Below are 18654 nucleotides of genomic sequence, written 5' to 3'. Positions count from 1 at the left end.
CGGTTACCCTCCACCCCTCGCAACAAACAGGTGAACGGCACTACCCCGCCGAAGCGCAAGGATCACCCCTCACATGGAGTCCGGTCATGAAAAAAGACACCCCCGATCCATCCGAACATTCCCCGGTTACCGAGTCCAGGACGGTCTCGGCTTCCGAACGCCCAATTACCGTTGCCCGCAGGCGCAACTCCCGGCTTCTTCCGGTCGATCAGATCCTCAGCGTGCGTCCCGACGTCGACCTGGTCACTCTGTTGACCCACGCCAGCCAGAATCTCGCGGCGCTCAATATGATGGCGCATGATCTCGTCCACCGACCGGATGAGGTGCAACGGGCGCGGATCGTCGCGATGCATCAGTTGGCGGGGTTGGCGGAGATGCTGGTCAGCAGCGCCCTGAGCAAGCTTGACCCACTGCAGCAGACGACCGAGCCGAAGCCGGTTCTCTGCCACTGAGCTTCTTGAATGAGCCGAAATCAGGGGACCTGGCGTCTTGAGCCAATGCGCAGGGAGATGAATTTTTCTTCACTGCCCCGCTTCCGCCAAAGCTGTAAAGTCCGCTCGCTCATTCAAGAAACTACGGTTCGCCCGCTCTCCTGCGGGCTTTTTTTTGCCTGGGTTTTGGCGGCTAAGCGATACAGATACGTATCCTGAACGCCGTGTCGCTGCGAATGCCGGGCCTGGGGATGAACCCTGATCAACACGAAGCCAGCGGCCGCAGCAAGACGCTGACTGCGCAAATTGGCTGAAGACGTAGTCAGGTAAAACGTGGCATCGGAAAATCGGCCCAGCACTTGAGTCAGCGCGGCAGACATATAGCCCTTACCCGAATGTTCGCTGTTAGCCCAATAACCAACGACGTAACGATTACGCCCCCGCGGTTTCAAGCCGATGCAGCCAATGATCGCCGTCCCATCGGCAGCAACGATGAAAAACCTGCGCTCGCCGGTTTCGCTGTCGAACTCATCATGAGCCTTATGCAAGAACTCCAGCGCCTGCTCCTCGGTGGTGTGCACACGAGCCCAGGACAAAAACTCCGAATGCTCCGGATAACTGACGTTCAGCGCTCGCTGAAACACAAGGTACAACGCCGGAACCGGGGATCTGACCCGCAGTGACTCGCCCCCTGTCATAAACGCAAACTCCACCACATCCTCCTTGAATAGGCCCTTAAAACACGGCAACCAATGCCTGTTTGTGCAGCGAATAGCGCAAATTTATAGATCGAGCCAAACCACCCGCGATTTGTATTTTCCCGCCCACCGCGCAATTCTGGTGATCAATCCCGAGACCCGGAGCCCCCGATGCCGCTGTTGACCCTGCCCTGCCAACGCCTGACGCTCGCGGTGCTCGACCCGGATCAGGCGCCTCTGGAAAGCGATTTCTATCAACGCAACCTGCGCCATCTCGCCCCGTGGTCACCGATTCGCACCACCGATTATTTCTCCACCGAACAGATCCGCCGCCGCCTCGAAGTCCAGGCCAGCGCCTTCGAAGCCGGACTGGCCGTGCACCTTGCGCTGCTGACTCCGGACAGCCATCAAATGATCGGCGCCTGCAACTTCAGCGGGATCATTCGCGGGGCATTCCAGGCGTGTTATCTGGGTTATCACATTGATGCGGCCCATCAGGGTCAGGGCCTGATGCAGGAAGCGCTGGAATCCGCGATCGCCTACATGTTCGAAACCCAGAACCTGCACCGGATCATGGCCAACTACATTCCCGGCAACGAACGCAGTGCACGGTTGCTTGAGCGCCTGGGGTTCGAGAAAGAAGGCTACGCCAAGGCGTACCTGAACATTGCCGGGCGCTGGCAGGATCATGTCCTGACGGCGCTGGTCAATCCGGCATTCGAAGCGCCGGATCAGCGCTGGTCGCGACGACTCGCATGAGTTTCACAATTTGTTAAGCATTGGCGAAGTATGCTCACGCCTCTCGCCCCTTCCGGTTATCTGAAACCTATGTCGTCGCGTGCCGCCGTTTCCCTGTTCCTGCTTGCCGCCCTGCTGTTTTTCTTCGCACTGGGCAACCATCAACTGCAAGGCTCTACCGAAGCCCGCGTCGCCGGCATCGCCATGGAGATGCATCTGGACGATGACTGGGTGACGCCCCGTTTGTTCGGCGAACCGTTTCTGGAAAAACCGCCGCTGAGTCTGTGGCTGGACGCCGGCGCCATGCGCGTGTTCGGTGTTTCTCCGTGGGCGGTGCGGCTGGCGTCGGCGGTGGCCGGACTGCTCAGCGTGATGATTCTGTACGGCATGCTGCGGCGCTTCGGACGACCGAAAGCGATCGCGTGGACAGCAGGCATTCTGCTGGCAACCATGGCCAGTTACTGGAGCAACGTGCGCGGGGTCGGTGAGGATGCGTTGCTCGCACTCGGCGTGACCACCGCACTGCTGGCGTTCTTCCAGGCGCAACGGGCCTCGACGCCGGGTAATTCACTGCTGTTTATCGTCGGGATTGCGATCGCCACCCTGAGCAAAGGTGTGCTCGGTCTGGCGATGCCGGGGGTGGTGATTTTCGCTTACCTGCTGGCCGACAACCTGATGGACAAGCGCTTCAAACTGACCGAGTGGTTGCGGCCCGGTCTGTTGACAGCGCTCGGGCTGATTCCGCTGTTGATCTGGCTCGCGGTGCTCTATCAGCACGGCGGCGCCCAGGCCGTCAGAGAGGTCTTGCTGACCAACAGCGTCGGGCGCTTCAGCGGTTCCTTCGTCGAAGCCGGGCACTATGAGCCGTTCTACTACTACATCGCCAAACTGCCCGAAGCGTTCCTGCCCTGGAACATTCTGGTGTATCTGGGGCTGTGGCATTTCCGCAATCAATTGAAGGCCAATCGTTACCTGCTGTTCTTCAGCCTGTGGATCGTTGCGCAGTTCATCATGCTGACCCTGGCCTCGAGCAAGCGCACGGTGTACCTGATGTCGATGACGCCGGCCGCAGCGGTGATTGCGGCGGAGTATGCGGGGGTATTGTTCGAGCGTTTGAAGGGCCACGAAACCTCCGAACGTCTTGTCGGACGGATCGCCCGTCATCGTCAGGGATTGGCGGCAGGTATCCTGACGGTGGTGATTGCCAGCTACCTCGGTGCCGCGCAATGGGCCCTGCCGAACGCAGACAAGGAACTGTCGTTCCTGCCCCTGACCGAACACATCCAGAGCCTGCAAGCCACCGGCCATCAGGTCGCCCTGTTCCAGGCCAACGAACGGGTCGGCGGCGCCAGCGTGTTCTACACCCAGCGCGTCCTCAAGGGGCTGGACACCGATGCGCAATTGAAGGATTTCCTCAGTGCCTCGCCTTCGAACATCGCGGTAATGTCAGGGGACAGCGAGCCCGCCGCCCCGCTGAAAGTGCTCAAGACCATGATGGTCGGACGCCAGGCGTACTACTTCGTAGGCTATTGATACAGCGATGCACAAATGAAAAACCCGCCGGTGATGGCGGGTTTTTCGTTTCAATCGCGACGCTTCAGAGAGCAGCCTCAGGCTGTGCACTGAACACCTGTCGCTCACGCTTGCTCAACACCGGCAGTTCCAGACGAGCCCGCCCATAAAACGCCAGCGCAGTGAGCAAACACGCCAGCCACACGAAGATACCGGCCCAGAACGTGTGGGACATGTAGTGCCAGCCCTGCAGGACGCGTGTGGTGCCGTAGACGAAACCGAGCAGCAGCGAGCCCCACAACAAGGCGCTGGAGAAGCGCCACTGATAACGCCGCGCCACAAAATACAGCGCCAGCATGGTGAATCCGCCGGAGGCGTGTCCGCCCGGCCAGCAACGACCGTCACCGGCTTCATGGAACAGCTGGAAATTGTTGTACCACTCGACGTGAGCCATTTTGCCGCCGTACAGCGTCGTCTCGATCGGGCAGTAAACGCTGGTATGGGCCTTGAGGAAGTGAATCACGCCGGTACACACCGCGAAGGCCACCACCACAAACAGAAAATCCCGACGATGCTCAGCCGCAAAACGCAGGACCGGAGCCACTTTGCTGCGCTCCAGAAACCCGGCGAGGCGCGGGCGCTTCTGCGGATTGACCAACGGCCAGACCACCGACAGCATCGCGCCGATCAGGGCGATTTCCGCGGTCCAGTTCGGGATGATCCGCGCCCACTTGTGGGTCAGCTTTTCAAAGAAGTGAATCTTGTCGAGGGGGAAGGTATGGGTCAGCGGATCGAACAGCAGATTACTGAAGGCGATGTCGATGTTCGTCATGTCGAACATCAGAAAAACCACAGCAGCACAAAACAGCGGGATGCCAAAGTTGTAAGTGTAAAAACGAGAAGTCATCGGGTGGTCACCGTGCGCCAGTCGGAGGCTTCGATGAAGCCGAGCATTTTGGGAGCCGCCGGGTTGGCAGCCGAAACGAACAGCGAGGATCCGTATCCGAGGGTCGAGGCCGGCATCTTGAGGTCTTTTTCCAGCTGCGCCATGCATTCGCTGTGGGTGACCAGGATCAGGTTACGCCCCGCAACCTTGTGTGCGAGCGCATCCTGCAGCATGCGACCCTTGCAGCTGATCAGCCAGTCTTCGCCGGCCGTCGCCCGGTTGAACATGTAACCGGCGGTCTGCACGGTGCGGGTCATCGGGCTGTTGTAGATGTCGGCATGGTTCAGGCCCAGGTGCTCGAACTGTGCGCCGACGGCAACCGCGACACTGCGCGAACGGTCGGTGATGCCGTCATTGCCGCTCAGGCATGGCGCCGGGGAATGATCGCAGCGCTCGACATGACGCACCAGCACGATCATGTCGCCCTTGGCCCAACCGGCCGTCAACGCCCGGGCACCGGCCACATTGCCGTGGGCCAGATCAGGCAACGCCGCCGGGGCAAGCAGCCACAGGGTCAATGGCACCACCAGCGCCAACGTCGCCAGAACAACCCCGGCGTTCCGAAAACGGGCCAGGCCCCTCAGGTCGATCGAGCGTTTGACGCCGAACAGACTCAGTCTCAATTCCACAAAAATCCGCCTTGCCAGTTCGCAGCACTGTCATTTGATCCGGCGAAGGTACAGAGGCCCCTGTGGGCAGCCAGTGAAAGTCATGTGAAAAAAGTCTTGGGATCCGTTGTTACAAAATCCGTCGGACAAAATCCTTTCAGCTCTCGGATTTGCGGCCGATACAGTCCTGTTAACACCCTTGCTGGCTCAAAAAAACAACAATCTTCCAGCCTTACCGACGATCAAGATGCACAACGTTTTTCTGGAGGATTTTTGATGAATAGCTGGTTCGGCAACATCAGCGTGAACCTGAAACTGGGGCTCGGATTCGGCCTCGTCCTGGCCCTGACCTGCATCCTGGCGCTCACCGGCTGGACTAGCCTGGGCGGTCTGATTGACCGCAGCAACTGGATGAGCGACATCACTCAGCTCAACGCTGGCCTGACCAAACTGCGTGTGGTGCGCCTGCAATACATGCTGACCAACGGCGACGAAGCCGCCGCGCAGAACGTGCAGACCACCCTCGACGGTTTCGTTGCACAGCAGCAGAACCTGATCAGCACTTTCAAAAGTCCCGAAAACGTCAAACTGCTCAAGCAGCAGGCGGCGACCATCGCCGAGTACCAGACGTCGCTGAACAAAATGCGTAACGCCTACCGCACTGGCAACACCGCGCGCGACTCGATGGCCACCAACGCCGCGACGGCTTACGGCCTGATCGAAGCGCTGAGCAACCGCGTCCAGCAAATGCCACTGAGCGATGAGCGTTTCGAGCAGTTCCAGGCTGTCACCGCCGCCAAGGAAGCGTTCATCCTGGCGCGCTACGAAGTGCGCGGCTACACCGCCACCGCCAATGCCGACACCGAGCAGAAAGCCGTCGGCCAACTGGATGTGGCCATCGCCAGCCTGAAACAACTGAACGTGCATTTCTCCGGCACCCAGCAGGACGCCATGCGTCAGCTGGAAACCGCCCTGACCAACTACCGCAGCGCCTTGCAGGCGTTCAAGAACGCCAACAGCGAGGCGGTGCAGGCACGCAAGGAAATGACCGACCAGGGCGCGACCATCGTGACCCTGAGCGAGCAGCTGTATCAGATCCAGCTGGACCGTCGTGACATCGAAAGCGCCCAGGCCCGCACCCTGCAACTGATCAGCACCCTGCTGGCCTTGCTGGTGGGAGTCATCGCTGCGTTCATCATCACCCGCCAGATCACCCGTCCGCTGCAGGAAACCATGGCCGTGGTCGACCGCATCGCCAGCGGCGACCTGAGCCACAACGTGATCGTCACCCGCCGCGACGAACTCGGCGTGCTGCAACAAGGCATCGCGCGCATGGGCGTGACCCTGCGCGACCTGATCAGCGGCATCCGCGACGGCGTGACCCAGATCGCCAGCGCCGCCGAAGAACTGTCGGCCGTGACCGAACAGACCAGCGCCGGCGTGAACAGCCAGAAGGTCGAGACCGATCAGGTTGCGACCGCGATGCACGAGATGACTGCCACCGTGCAGGAAGTTGCGCGCAACGCCGAGGAAGCCTCGCAAGCCGCAGCCGCCGCTGACGGCGAAGCCCGTGAAGGCGACAAAGTGGTGAACGAAGCCATCGCCCAGATCGAGCGTCTGGCCAGCGAAGTGGTGCGTTCCACCGAAGCCATGAGCGTGCTGCAACAGGAAAGCGACAAGATCGGCAGCGTCATGGACGTGATCAAGGCTGTGGCCGAACAGACCAACCTGCTGGCCCTCAACGCCGCCATCGAAGCCGCCCGAGCCGGTGAAGCCGGTCGCGGTTTTGCCGTGGTCGCCGACGAAGTCCGTGGCCTGGCCCAGCGCACCCAGAAATCCACCGAGGAAATCGAAGGCCTGGTGGCCGGTCTGCAGAACGGCACACAACAGGTTTCGGCCGTGATGAATAACAGCCGCGCCCTGACCGACAGCAGCGTCGCCCTGACCCGCAAGGCCGGCGAATCCCTGGAAAACATCACCCGCACGGTGTCGAACATCCAGTCGATGAACCAGCAGATCGCCGCAGCCGCCGAACAGCAAAGCGCCGTGGCCGAAGAAATCAGCCGCAGCATCATCAACGTCCGCGACGTGTCGGAACAGACGGCGGCGGCGAGTGATGAGACCGCCAAGTCCAGCGTTGAACTGGCGCGGTTGGGTGGGCAGTTGCAGCAGATGGTGAGCCATTTCCGCGTGTAAATCCTGCACACGAAAGCCGATGTACAAAGAAGGGCAGCTGAAAAGCTGCCCTTCTTTTTTGCCCTGAAATTGCCATCTTCAGGAATTGGATGACGCGTTCTAAATCGCAATTACACACGCTTGGTCATGGGTGTTTAAGGACACGCGGTGATACGTCCCGAAGCCCACAAAACCTTGCGCCGTTGCCTACGGCTACGCCAGAATCCGCCGGCTTGTGCGCCTTGGGCTGGCTGCGTAATTTGATTGCGTCACTGATTTCCAGTGATCGAACTTAGCGGTTCGGAATGTCCCCCTACGGTTGCACATGTCGAATCCAGTCAGGCGCCAGCCTGCACTTGATGGTGGCTGTGCGCATGGCACCTTCGGGTGCGCCGGGTTGTGGGTGACTACCGGTCCGCTAACTTGCGCACAGCTGCCACCCTTTTGCTTAGCGGCGAAAAGGTGCAGCCTCAACCAGAGGTTAGTCACCCATGTTCAAGGTAACGCCAAACCCACCGCTCACCGAACCCACAATCATCCCGGATCCGGCATCCCCCTACGAATGCCCCGGCTCGAAACGCTTCAACGAAGCCGCCGAACGCGCCCTCGATTATCACCTGGGCCCACTCAGCGCCCACATCATGGCCGCGCCCTACAAACCCAACCGCCTGTACATGGCTAACCCCAAGTCTGGCAACGAAGCCTTATTGGTTGATGCCAGCGAAACCCTAGGTTCAGCCAGCGTCATGCTTAGCGACTTCGCAGCGCTGCTCGACGGCACCCATCGCAAGACTCTTTTAGGCATTGCACAGGTTGTCATGCTGGGAGAGCTGGCGGTTAATCAGGTGCTGGATAATCTGGTACCGACTGAGTGACACCAGGCTGTGGCGAGGAGATTAGACCCGCCACAGCATTTCACTAAGTGCAACGGTTCCAGACTTGGCAGTCATCTTTTTGAGTACCGAAAAATTCCACAGCAGCCTAAATTACCACTTCGTGCAGCATTAAATTCTCCATCCCATCACCGCAAACAAAACGGGATTACTCGCACACTAAAAAGATGTTCTTACAACATTAACCGCTAAGAACTATTAATTATTTTTCAATCTCATCGAAATCAATCTCACGACGCCCAGGCTTATCAAAACGTTTTGGCCTTTCTAAAACAGGCGGAAATTTCGCTATATAAAAATCGACATAACCATCATTTCCGAACTCCTGAAAACTATCAAACTCATACCCACCCTTCCTTAATTTTTGCTGCAGCTCAGTTATCGAGGCGCCTTCCGGAACATTAGTAACCCTTAACGTATCCATTAGAATAATCCTTAAAAATCCCGAGCAAGATCGCTCTCGAGCATATTTAGCGAGTTGAGCACTCATTACACCTGACAGAATTGACAGTTTTTTATTTTAATTGGCTATACACATGCCAACCATTTGATATCAAAAATTGCTCTAGAAATCTCCAGCTCTATTGCCGAGCACTCCAGCAGACCGACCAGTACGATGCAGGCACCAGCGTTCATGTCTCAAAAAACATACTTTCCGACTAGAAGAAAAAGCAAGCCAACGTAGCTCCCGTTTTCTTTTCCATACAAACCGCGCAACTGCATGATCATCATTGTCCACATAGAGTAAATCTCATTGATAAACGCTATTCATAACCGGTGACTGAGTATTCAGCGAAGTGGCGAGTGCACTGCACTCGCCACCAAGCCCGCCAAAGGGATGGTGCCTATTTCGTCTGATTCACCGCGTCCCCCGCTGCCGCAACGCCGACGGCATGAAATAAGAATCCTCCGGCACCGGTTGCGAGAAGTCGACGGTGGAGGCCTCTTCGTTATCCAGGTTCTGCACGTAGTACCGTCGCGCCTGCAAATCGTGGAAGACGTCGAGAGCGCTCCAGGTGGTGGGCAGGTCGTAGAAGTTTTTCAGGTAGGCCATCGAAACGCGCCACAGCTCTCCTCGCCCGTCGTATTGATCCACGAGTGCGGCGCCCCAGCTGTCTTCGTCGAGGAACAGCACGCGTTTGGAGTAGATGTGCCGCGCCCCCGGCTTGAGTGTGCCTTCGACCACCCAGACACGGTGAAACTCGTAGCGGGTGTATTGTGGGTTGAGGTGGCCGGGGGTGAGCAGTTGGGCGTATTTCACGTCGGGGCTGCCGACTTTGTAGTTGTTGTAGGGGATGTAGATTTCCTGCTTGCCCTTGAGCTTCCAGTCGAAGCGATCCGGCGAGCCGTTGAACAGGTCGGTGTCGTCGGCGGTGCGCAGGCCATCGGAGGAGGCGATCGGCGTGTCATACGCAAGGTTTGGTGCGCGGCGGACGCGGCGTTGGCCGGCGTCGTAGATCCAGGCCTGGCGGGCGTCCTTGAGCTGGTCCAGTGTCTCGTGCACCAGCGCGGCACCACCGGCGAGGCGCGCCGGGCTTTTCACGAAGGCGAGGTAGTAGAACAGGATGTTTTTCAGATCGGCGAACTGGCCGCCCGGGCGGTAGTAGTTGAAAAAACCTTCCTGTTGCGAGGTCACCAGCGCGAAGCTGCCGTTGCGTTGCACCGGCGCTTCGGAAGCGCGACGGACCACGTATATGCCGCGATAGCGAGTGATGTGATTCCACAGCACTTCGACCCCGTCCTTGGGCACCGGAAACGGCACGCCGCCATAGGCATCGGCGAATCCGCTGCCGCCCTCCAGTAACTTGGCCGAGGTCGCATTCTTCAGGGTGTTGTCATACAGCCACTGCGGCGCGGAGCCGGATCGGCGCGAGGGGTAGACCGGCATCTGGAAAGTGTCGGGGTAGCTGTTGAACAGCGCGATCTGGCCGGGGCTCAGATGCGCCTTGTATTGGTCGAGGTTGGCTTTGGTGATGGTGAACAGCGGTTTGTCCGCCGCGTACGGGTCGGGGTGATGCTGGCCGGGTTTGTAGCCGGCCGGCGCCTGGGTGATGCCGCCGGTCCAGGCCGGGATGGTGCCGGCAGCGTTGCCGGCGCGCTCGGCGCCCATGGGGGTGAGCGAGGTTTTCAGTTGTTCGGCTTGCTGGGGCGAGATGGCGGCCAGTGCACTGCCGGAAGCCAGGCCGAGGACGAGCGCCAGCGTAGTTCTGGTCAATCGTGAAGTGTGAAACATGTTCGTTCTCCGAAATAGCAAGACGCCGCGTATCGCCAATGGGAGCGGGCTGCGCGCTGTGATTAAAGGAAATACTTGAGGTTGAAACCGACGTTGTCGCGGTCGCGAATGCCGTTGTTCTGTCCGCCGCCCCAGAACTCGGTGTATTGCAGTTCGGCTTCGAGCTTGTTCTGGTAGTTGGCCTTGACCCCCAGGGTGTAGGCCTTGCGCCCGTCGATGGCGTTGCCGGCCTGGTAGCTGTTGCCTTTGAAGTCGTCCTTGTAGACGACGTAAGGCGAGACGTTGATCCCGGCGTACACGTCGTTCCAGGTGCCGTTGAACATCACCGTGTAGCTGTAGGAATTGCGGTTGACTTGATCGTCACGATCGCCGCCGGACACGTACGAAGTGTTGCCGGTGCCGGCGTAGTAACGGGTGCTGCCGTCGTAGGCGGTGTATTGCAGGCTGCTGCCGCGCAGGTGCTCGGAGGCCAGTTCGAAGATGCCGAACATCGAGTCGAACGACAGCGTCGGGCCGAAGTTGTAGATGCTGCCCAACGAGGTGTTGAACGCTTCCACCCGCTCGGCGTTGTTGATCTGGCTGTCGAGGGTGACCATCTGCCCGCCGACGTTGATGGCCTTGCCGGACACCGCTGCCGCAGCGCCATTGGCCAGGTCGCCGATCAGATCGTTGGTGGCCGCGATGCCGATGGGCAGGTTCGGCCGATAGGCCAGTTCACCGAACACCGAAGCATTGCCCAGCGTGGTGTTGAAACTGAAACCGTACATGCGGATGTCTTCGGCATAACGCCGATGGGCCTGGATGTTGCCCATCACATCGGCAGTCGCCAGACCGTTGGCGAGGGCCCCGGCCTGACTGCCGGCCACGCTGGAGAGCATGTTGGTCAGGGCATTCATGTCGATGCCCTTGTAGCCACCAAGGTCGGCGGCGATGGTCGGTTCCTTGGCGTGGTAGTTGACCATGTACAGGCCGAATTCGGTGCTGTTGAGTTCTTCGGCGATGTAGCGAAACGCAAAGCCGAACTGGCCGTCGTTGCGCGCGTTGTAGTCCTTGCCGATAGACGCCACCTTGAGGGTGTTGCCGTAGGCCGGGGTCACGCCGTTGGCATAGAGGCCGGTGGATTTCAGCGCCGGGCCGAGCAACGGGTTGTTGCCCAGTGCGCCGTACAGGCCGATGACATTGCCGAACCCCGGCACCGGCGTATCAAGCGCGGTGCCGCTGAAGTTGTTATAAGCGGTGTTGCCGCCGTCGGCGAACAGGTCGGTCTGCGAGTAGAAGGTACCGACCGGGTCGATGCGGGTTTCTTTCCAGTTGGTCTGGTAGAAGCTCTCCATCGTCAGGTTGTCGCTCAGGCCGATGTTGAAGCTGACCGCCTCCACCGGCATCAGCACTTCCTTGACCTCGGCACCCGGCAAGCGATATTTCGCGGCATCCACCGGGTTGGTGGTGTTGACCCCGCCGCGATAGAAAATCCCCTCGCCCCAGTTGAACACCTGACGCCCCACCCGCGCCGTGACCGGCATTTGCGCGACGTCCCAGCTGCCATGGACGTAGGCGTCGAGCATCTCGATTCGGCTGCCGGCAATGTCGCGGGTCTGGCCGGTGAAACGGTCGTCCTGGGGATAACTCTGGCTCGGCTGCGATGGGCTGTTGTTGCGGTAGTAGTCGTTGCGCTTGTCCATCAACTGGGTGTCGTAGAACGCGGTACCGCGCAGGAACATTCCGTAGTTCTGGTAGTTGGCTTCGAGCTCCGAAGTGATCTTGTACACCTCGGAAACCAGCCCGGTGTCGAAGTTGCGATTGCCGTCGTTGGTGTTGACGTCATCGTTGTTCTTGTCCCGGCCCTGAACCCGCCACAGGCGGCCATAGGACAAGGTCGTGTCGAGCGAGCCGGTGACCTGATTGTCCAGCACGCTGAACTCGGCGGCCTGCACCGCATCGACTGCGCAGAGTTGCAGCAGCCCTGCCAAACCGACACCGGGGAGCGCTACGCCGGACAGGCGCAATCGAGTGTTGATCATCTGTTCCTCCTTCCCTGTTCTTATTGTTGTGTGTTGCCGCGATGCTTAGGGCGCCAGCCCCGCGCTGACATAAATCCGGCTGTGGGCGCCGAAATGGCCGAGCAGTTTGAGCAGTTGTTGATTGAGTTCCGGATGCTCGAAAGTCTCGCGCTGCAACAGATTGCCCGCGCTGAAGTCGCTGGTGACCGGCGCCGTTTCCAGCCATTGGCCGACGGCTTCATCGAAGGCGGCGGAGTCGTCGACCGACTCGGCACTCACCACTTCGCGCAGGTAGTCCACCGAGTACGGCGGGTAATGCGCGTCCCCGGCGGCATCGGCGTAGGCGTCGAGCATCGGATGCGGCTGACCGGCGCGCAGCACGCGGCGCAGCCAGGTCGACTGGTATTTCTCGACTTCCATGTGGCGGGTCGCGACCCGTTCGATGGACGCCTGTTTGTCCTCCGCAAAACCAGCCAGGGCCTTGCCTTCCAGCAGCAGAAGGCTCGGCAATTCGACGCCCGGCAACGGCTTGGCGTGATACGGCTGGGTCAGGTCCTGCACGTGGTGCAGGCCCCAACCGAGAAAGCGATAACCCCAGTAGGAATGGCCGCTGGCAAACGCCAATCGCGCCAGTCCCATGTACTGCCAGGCGCGCCAGTCCGGCCAGCTGCGCTCGAGAAATCCGGCGGCCGCGTACACCACCGGGCTCTCATGAAAGAAGCCCATGTGGAACGGCGCCTGGGAGCTGTATTGGAAGCGCTCATCGCCAAACGGCTGCGGGCCGAAGCCGTACAACGCGGCGACTTCGCCGGGGTTGTCGCTAAACAGATTGATGTCGTGGCCGTAGTCCGGCTCATCGGCGGCGCTCGCCAGCACGGCCAGGGGCGCGACTGTTTCGTGATCGGCCACGCGAATGAATCGCTGGCGATTCCACGGTGAAAGCGTCTGCTCGACCATGACCTGATCGGCCTGCAGATGCTCGCGCTCGGGCAGGTCTTTGCCCGGCAACGGCTGGATGACCATCGCCAGATGAATCTGTGGATTGATCCGCAACGCGGTGAGGAAATCGTGGCGCAGATTGTCGCTCGGCACCGCCGGCAATTTCAGGTTGTCGGGGCGCGGCGGGTACTGCTTGAAGTGCTCGCGGGCGAAGCGTTCCTGCTCATCGAGCAACGCGACGATGGCCGGATATTGCTCGTCAAGAAACTGCTCCAGCGGTTCGACTACGACGGGCGGCGCATCGCGCAACGCTGGCAGATCCTGCAACGCCAGGTAGCTGCCCACCGTATGGTTCGACCAGCCCCACGCCGTGGGGGCCATTGCGCAAAGCAGCAGGAGGGAGATCAGCTTCATTGCTTCTGGTTCTTGTTATATGTGCCGTGGGGATCGAGCCTAACAACCGACCCCGCCCCTGACACTGTCCGATCTCACCAGAAAAGTTCTCCGATAGCGCCACGTGCATGGCGCAAAAAAGCGCCTCCGTCTCCTGTGGGAGCGGGCTTGCTCGCGAAGGCGGTGGGTCATTGAAACAATCGGTGACTGATACTCCGCTTTCGCGAGCAAGCCCGCTCCCACAAGGGAATGTGTAGTTTTTCTAGGCCGGGTAACCGGTGATCTTGCGGATACTCTGGTACAACGGTTTGAGCTGCCGATACATGCGCAGATAAACGTCCTTGTACAGGCGCTCATAGACCTGCTGCGCCTCGGGCTGCGGCTGAAACACCGCGCCGACCCGGGTCATCGCCGCAATTGCCGTGGGGAAGTCCGCGTGCAACCCCAGCCCCACCGCGCAGCAAATTGCTGCACCCAGACCGGACGCCTCATAGATATGCGGACGCTCTGCCGGCAGGCCGAAGATGTTCGCCGTCAGTTGCATCGCCGCATCACTTTGCGAGCCACCGCCAGCAACCCGCAAACGGGTGACGGAGATCTTCGAGCGCTTCTCGATTTTCTCCATGCCCTGGCGCAACGCATAAGCCAGGCCTTCGAGGATCGCCCGGTAAATGTGCGCGCGGGTGTGCACGTCACCGAACCCGATCATTGCGCCTTTGGCTTCCACGCCCGGTTCGCGAATACCGGGCGACCAATAGGGCTGCAACATCAACCCCATGGAACCCGGCGGCACCGCATCGACCAGCGCATCGAACAGTTGCTCGGGCTCGATGCCCTGCTCTTTGGCCTGCTGCATTTCCCGAAGGCCGAACTCGTTCTTGAACCAGCTGACCATCCAGTAGCCGCGATAGATCATCACCTCGCAGTTGTACTGATCCGGCGCCGCCGACGGGTACGGCGGAATCAACGGGACGATTTCCAGATAGCGCGAGCGGGTGCTGGTGATCGTCGCCGTGGTGCCGTAGGACAGGCACACCGTGCCCGAGTCGACGACGCCGGAGCCGAGCACTTCACAGGCTTTGTCGGCCCCCGCCGCAATCAGTGGAATCCCCTCGGGGATGCCGGTGTGGCGACTGGCTTCGGCGCTGATATGGCCGAGGGTTTCACCGGGTTTGTACAAGGTTGGCAGTTGCTCGGGACGCACCGCCAGCGCCTGCCATTTCCAGTCACGCGGCGCAGCCCAGCGCAGACGTTTGAAATCGAACGGCAGGTAGCCGACGCAACAGCCCACCGAGTCGACGAAACGCCCGCACAGGCGATGCGTGAGAAACCCCGAGAGCAGCAGAAACTTGTTGGTTGCCGCCCACACATCAGGTTGATGGCGGGCGATCCAGTTGGCCTCGGCCTGGGCGCGAAAGTAATCCACCGTGGCCTGTGCGCCGACCAGTTTGAACAGCCAGCCCCACGGGCCCTTGATCGCGCCTTCGACTTCGCTCTGGCGTTGGTCGAGCCAGAGAATCGCCGGGCGCAGCGGCTTGCCCTGAGCGTCGACGTTGATCACCGTGCCGCGCTGGGTAGTCAGGGAAACGCCGGCAATCTGCGAGCGATCGATACCGGTCTGCTGCCACAGCTGCTGACAGGCCTCGCCCAGTTTCGCCCAGTAATATTCCGGATCCTGTTCGGCCCAGCCCGGTTGCGTCGAGTAATAGGCCTGCAATTCAACCTTGCCCTTGCCGAGCAGATTGCCCTGCAAATCGAAGAGCAGCGCGCGCACGCTCTGGGTGCCATTGTCGATGGCCAGCAGGTAACGCTTGTTCGGGTGGTTGTCCATGGAGCTCTCTTCGAGGGGCATCACTGCGCGATATCCGGCAGGCCGTGATGACGTTGCCATAACGCCTGGTAGCGTTGCTGTTCCTGTTGCCAGCGTTCGTCGTCCCAGCCAAGCCGTGGCTGGCAGAGTTGGCGAATGGCCGGGAAATACTCCGCACCGCCATGGGGCAACAACAGGCCGAGACGGGTTCGGCGCAGCAGCAGGTCGTCCAGGTGCAAGACCATTTCCGCTTCGCAGGCGAGGGCCAATTCTGCCCACAAGGTGTCGGTGGCACCGACCGTTTCATGGCCCAGTTCGGTGAGCAGTTGCGCCAGCCTCGGCAGGTCCCGGCCATGTCGCCCGGCCAGCCGTCGCCATTGACCGGGACTGAGTCCGGGGATCGTCAGTGGCGGTACCGCAGCAAACACCGGCGCGGCATCATCGTCAAAAGAACGGCCGAGCATGTCGGCGCAGGCCTTGAGCACTTCGATGGCTTGCGGGCGGAACGTCGTGAGCTTGCCACCGGCCAACGTGACGCAACCCGGCTCCTGCCACAGCACATGTTCCCGGGTTTCATTCGACGGTTTGTCCTGATGCTCGCCCGCCGCACTGCCCACCACCGGACGCACGCCGGACCAGGTTGAAAGCACGTCGGCCGCTGTCACTTCAGCGCCGGGAAACTGCTGTCGGCAAGCGGCGAGCAGATAGTCGAGTTCTTCGGCGCTGATGCTCGCGCTCTGGTCCAGATTCTCGCGGTGATCGAGGTCGGTGGTGCCGACCACCGTGGCGCCTTCCCACGGGAAAACGAACACCGGACGCCGATCACGCTCATGCAAAAACGTGAACGCCTGCGCCACCGGCAAGCGCCAGCCCGGCAGCAGCAAATGACTGCCGCGCAGCGGGCGCAACTGACGCGGCGCCTCTGGTGGACGCAAGCGTTCGGCCCAGGCCCCGGTGGCCACCGCCAGCACACCGCAACGCAATTGCAGTGTGGCGCCGGCCTCGCAGTCCTCGACCTGAACCCCGCACACCCGACCGTTTTCCCGCAGCAGATGCTCGACACGCATGCCGTTGAGCACCACCGCGCCGTCGGCCCGTGCTTCGCTCAACACGCGCATGACCAACCGAGCGTCATCGGTCAGCGCATCGACAAAACAGGTGCCACCCAGCAGGTCATGTTCTTTCACGCCCGGCGCCAGATAACGCAATTGCTGCGCATCATGGAAACGATGATCACGGCGCCCGGCCAATGCGTCGTAGATCGACAACAGACCACCCAGCACCCGCGGCCCGGGAAAGCCGCCGCGATAGTGCGGCATCATGAAACTCATCGGTTCCACCAGCCCCGGCGCTTCGTCAAGCAGACGCTGGCGCTCACGCACCGAATCGCGGGTCAGCCGCCACTGACCTTTGGCGATGTAGCGCAAACCGCCATGGACCATTTTCGAGGATCGGCTGGAGGTGCCCCAGGCGAAATCACGCTGCTCCAGCAGCAGGCAACGCCAGCCACGACGCGCGGCTTCACGCAGGATGCCGGCGCCGCTGATGCCGCCGCCGATCACGATCAGGTCCCAGGTTTCAGCCGCCAGCGTCGGCAGGATTTGCCGGCGCCATTCGGCGCTCCAGTCCGCGCTCATCGCCGTCACTCCTGCAACAGCGTGCCGGGGTTCAGGCGCCCGGCCGGGTCGAAGTGCCGGCTCAGCGCCTGCAGGGTGTCCATCGCCAGCGCGCCTTTTTCGCCCGGCAAGTACGGTGCATGATCCTTGCCCACGCCGTGCTGGTGGCTGATGGTGCCGTGGTTGTCGACGATGGTCTGGCTGGCGGCGTGCTTGAGGGTCTTCCAGCGAGCGAGCGTCGCAGGATAGTCCGCCGCCGGACGAAACACGTAGGTGGTGTAGATGCTCGATCCTTCGCCGTAGACGTGGGACAGATGGGTGAACACATGCACCCGTTCACCCTCCGCCGCCAAGGCATCGCGCAGGCTGTTTTCGATCAGGTTGAGCAGGTTGTCGACGTTGCTCCAGTCGGTGGCGGTTTCGAGGGTGTCGACCACATAACCGGCGTTCCACAGATTCTCCCGCAGGTACGGAAAACGAAAGCGGTTCTGCGCCCACTTCTTGCCCAACAGCGTACCGGTGAACACACCGCCGAACGCCTTCAGATGCTGACGAGCCTGGCTCAGGGACAACGCATTCTGCTTGCGATTGCCGGTCACGCCGAAGGTCAGCAGGCATTTGCCCTGCCCGGCGCCGCGCAGGTTCAGGTACTTCTCCAGCCAAGCAATCTGCTGCGGATGGCCGGCCAGCGCCAATTGGGTTTCGGTCTCCACCGCGTTGGACAGACGCAGCATCGACAGCGGCACCCGCGCCTGGGCCAGTTGCTGAATGGCTTGCAGCGCCTTGCTCCAGCTGGGCAGAAACACACCGTAAAAACGCTCATCGGCCGGCAGCGCGCTGACCCGCACCTTGACCTCGGAAATGATCCCGAAACGCCCCTCGCAACCCAGCACCACTTCGCGCAGATCCGGGCCGGCCGCCGAGGCCGGGAAGGTTGGAATCTGTAGCGGCCCGGCAAAGGTTTCCAGGGTTCCGCCGGCGAAGAGTTGCTCGATCCTCCCATAGCGCAACGACTGCTGGCCGCTGGAACGACTGGCCACCCAACCGCCCAGCGTCGACAGTTCCCACGACTGCGGAAAATGCCCCAGCGTGTAGCCACGGGCGCGCAACTGGCTCTCCACCTGCGGGCCACTGGCGCCGGGACCGAAAGTCGCCAGCAGGCTTTGTTCATCGAGGTCAAGCAGACGATTCATCCGCGCCAGCGACACCGTCACCACAGGCCGCGCAGAGTCCGGCGGGTTGATGTGTCCGGCCACCGACGTGCCGCCGCCGTAGGGAATCAGGCACAGATCCTGGGCCTGGGCGAGCGCCAGCAACTGGCGGATGTGCTCGGCGGTTTCCGGGAACGCCACGGCGTCGGGATAGTGACCCAGCGCCCCCTCGCGCAACGCCAGCCAGTCCGGCAGGCTCTGGCCCCGGGCATGCAGCAAGCGATCATGGGCATCGATGCTGTACAAGGCGTGCTCCGCCAGCCGCGAGACCGGCACGCGGGCCAGCGCCGCTTCGAGTGTCGCATCGGGCAGCGCGCGTCCCTCCCCCAGTCGCTCATGGAGAAAACCTGCGCCCTGGGTCGGCAGTTCGACCACCGTGGTTGCATCTCCCCAGCCGTTCCAGCGTCGCATGCGTGTGTCCTTCTGTGCAGTCTGATCAGTGAGATTTCAG

Annotated in this window: 15 protein-coding genes; 5 read left to right on the top strand and 10 right to left on the bottom strand. The window is 61.0% G+C overall.

What is annotated here, in order from left to right:
• Positions 1-86 precede the first annotated feature (86 nt).
• The gene (locus J5M72_RS26965) at positions 87-452 is read left to right on the top strand and encodes a hypothetical protein (RefSeq protein ID WP_207867905.1); all 366 of its coding nucleotides are present in this window, start codon (positions 87-89) and stop codon (positions 450-452) included.
• 113 nt (positions 453-565) lie between these two features.
• On the opposite strand, the gene J5M72_RS26960 is transcribed toward J5M72_RS26965, so the two are convergent.
• Positions 566-1129: a GNAT family N-acetyltransferase gene (locus tag J5M72_RS26960; protein ID WP_207867911.1), complete on the bottom strand. Its 564-nt coding sequence runs from the start codon at positions 1127-1129 to the stop codon at positions 566-568.
• Between the two features lie 171 nt (positions 1130-1300).
• Here J5M72_RS26960 and rimJ point away from each other — a divergent pair, with 171 nt between their 5' ends.
• Positions 1301-1888 carry a ribosomal protein S5-alanine N-acetyltransferase gene (gene rimJ, locus J5M72_RS26955; protein ID WP_207867903.1) on the top strand — a complete coding sequence of 196 codons (588 nt, stop codon included), beginning with the start codon at positions 1301-1303 and terminating at the stop codon, positions 1886-1888.
• Positions 1889-1918: 30 nt separating this feature from the next.
• Positions 1919-3400, top strand: a complete 1482-nt coding sequence (locus J5M72_RS26950) for a glycosyltransferase family 39 protein (RefSeq protein ID WP_243433511.1) — start codon at positions 1919-1921, stop codon at positions 3398-3400.
• A 64-nt stretch (positions 3401-3464) separates the two neighbouring features.
• Here J5M72_RS26950 and J5M72_RS26945 read toward each other — a convergent pair whose 3' ends face one another.
• Together J5M72_RS26945 and J5M72_RS26940 are read right to left on the bottom strand one after the other, a co-directional pair.
• The gene (locus J5M72_RS26945) at positions 3465-4286 is read right to left on the bottom strand and encodes a phosphatase PAP2 family protein (protein ID WP_207867901.1); all 822 of its coding nucleotides are present in this window, start codon (positions 4284-4286) and stop codon (positions 3465-3467) included.
• A complete protein-coding gene (locus J5M72_RS26940) occupies positions 4283-4954 on the bottom strand; it encodes a histidine phosphatase family protein (RefSeq protein WP_207867899.1) in 672 nt (223 codons plus the stop codon). Before J5M72_RS26940 ends, J5M72_RS26945 begins: the two co-directional genes overlap by 4 nt.
• A gap of 255 nt (positions 4955-5209) precedes the next feature.
• On the opposite strand from J5M72_RS26940, the gene J5M72_RS26935 reads away from it, so the two are divergent.
• Entirely contained in the window at positions 5210-7129 is a 1920-nt protein-coding gene (locus J5M72_RS26935; RefSeq protein ID WP_169428777.1) for a methyl-accepting chemotaxis protein, read from the top strand.
• A 470-nt stretch (positions 7130-7599) separates the two neighbouring features.
• The gene (locus J5M72_RS26930; RefSeq protein WP_207867897.1) at positions 7600-7983 is read left to right on the top strand and encodes a DUF6124 family protein; all 384 of its coding nucleotides are present in this window, start codon (positions 7600-7602) and stop codon (positions 7981-7983) included.
• Positions 7984-8203: 220 nt separating this feature from the next.
• On the opposite strand, the gene J5M72_RS26925 is transcribed toward J5M72_RS26930, so the two are convergent.
• The 7 genes from J5M72_RS26925 to J5M72_RS26895 form a co-directional block, all read right to left on the bottom strand.
• Positions 8204-8425 (bottom strand): hypothetical protein, encoded by a 222-nt coding sequence (locus J5M72_RS26925; protein ID WP_207867896.1) that lies wholly within the window; start codon positions 8423-8425, stop codon positions 8204-8206.
• A 435-nt stretch (positions 8426-8860) separates the two neighbouring features.
• Complete coding sequence (locus tag J5M72_RS26920; protein ID WP_207867895.1) at positions 8861-10234, bottom strand: DUF1329 domain-containing protein; 1374 nt, start codon at positions 10232-10234, stop codon at positions 8861-8863.
• A 62-nt stretch (positions 10235-10296) separates the two neighbouring features.
• Entirely contained in the window at positions 10297-12255 is a 1959-nt protein-coding gene (locus J5M72_RS26915; RefSeq protein ID WP_169428775.1) for a DUF1302 domain-containing protein, read from the bottom strand.
• Positions 12256-12300: 45 nt separating this feature from the next.
• Positions 12301-13587, bottom strand: a complete 1287-nt coding sequence (locus tag J5M72_RS26910) for a phospholipase (RefSeq protein WP_207867894.1) — start codon at positions 13585-13587, stop codon at positions 12301-12303.
• Positions 13588-13828: 241 nt separating this feature from the next.
• Positions 13829-15397 (bottom strand): FGGY-family carbohydrate kinase, encoded by a 1569-nt coding sequence (locus tag J5M72_RS26905; RefSeq protein ID WP_207867892.1) that lies wholly within the window; start codon positions 15395-15397, stop codon positions 13829-13831.
• A 20-nt stretch (positions 15398-15417) separates the two neighbouring features.
• Positions 15418-17013 (bottom strand): glycerol-3-phosphate dehydrogenase/oxidase, encoded by a 1596-nt coding sequence (locus tag J5M72_RS26900; protein ID WP_207867890.1) that lies wholly within the window; start codon positions 17011-17013, stop codon positions 15418-15420.
• Between the two features lie 5 nt (positions 17014-17018).
• Positions 17019-18614 (bottom strand): FAD-binding oxidoreductase, encoded by a 1596-nt coding sequence (locus J5M72_RS26895; protein WP_207867888.1) that lies wholly within the window; start codon positions 18612-18614, stop codon positions 17019-17021.
• Between the last annotated feature and the right edge of the window lie 40 nt (positions 18615-18654).

It is taken from the genome of Pseudomonas sp. 58(2021) (assembly GCF_017491585.1).
In the GTDB taxonomy this organism is placed as follows: Bacteria; Pseudomonadota; Gammaproteobacteria; order Pseudomonadales; family Pseudomonadaceae; genus Aquipseudomonas; species Aquipseudomonas fluorescens_BT.
This window is presented reverse-complemented; position numbering and strand designations above follow the sequence as displayed.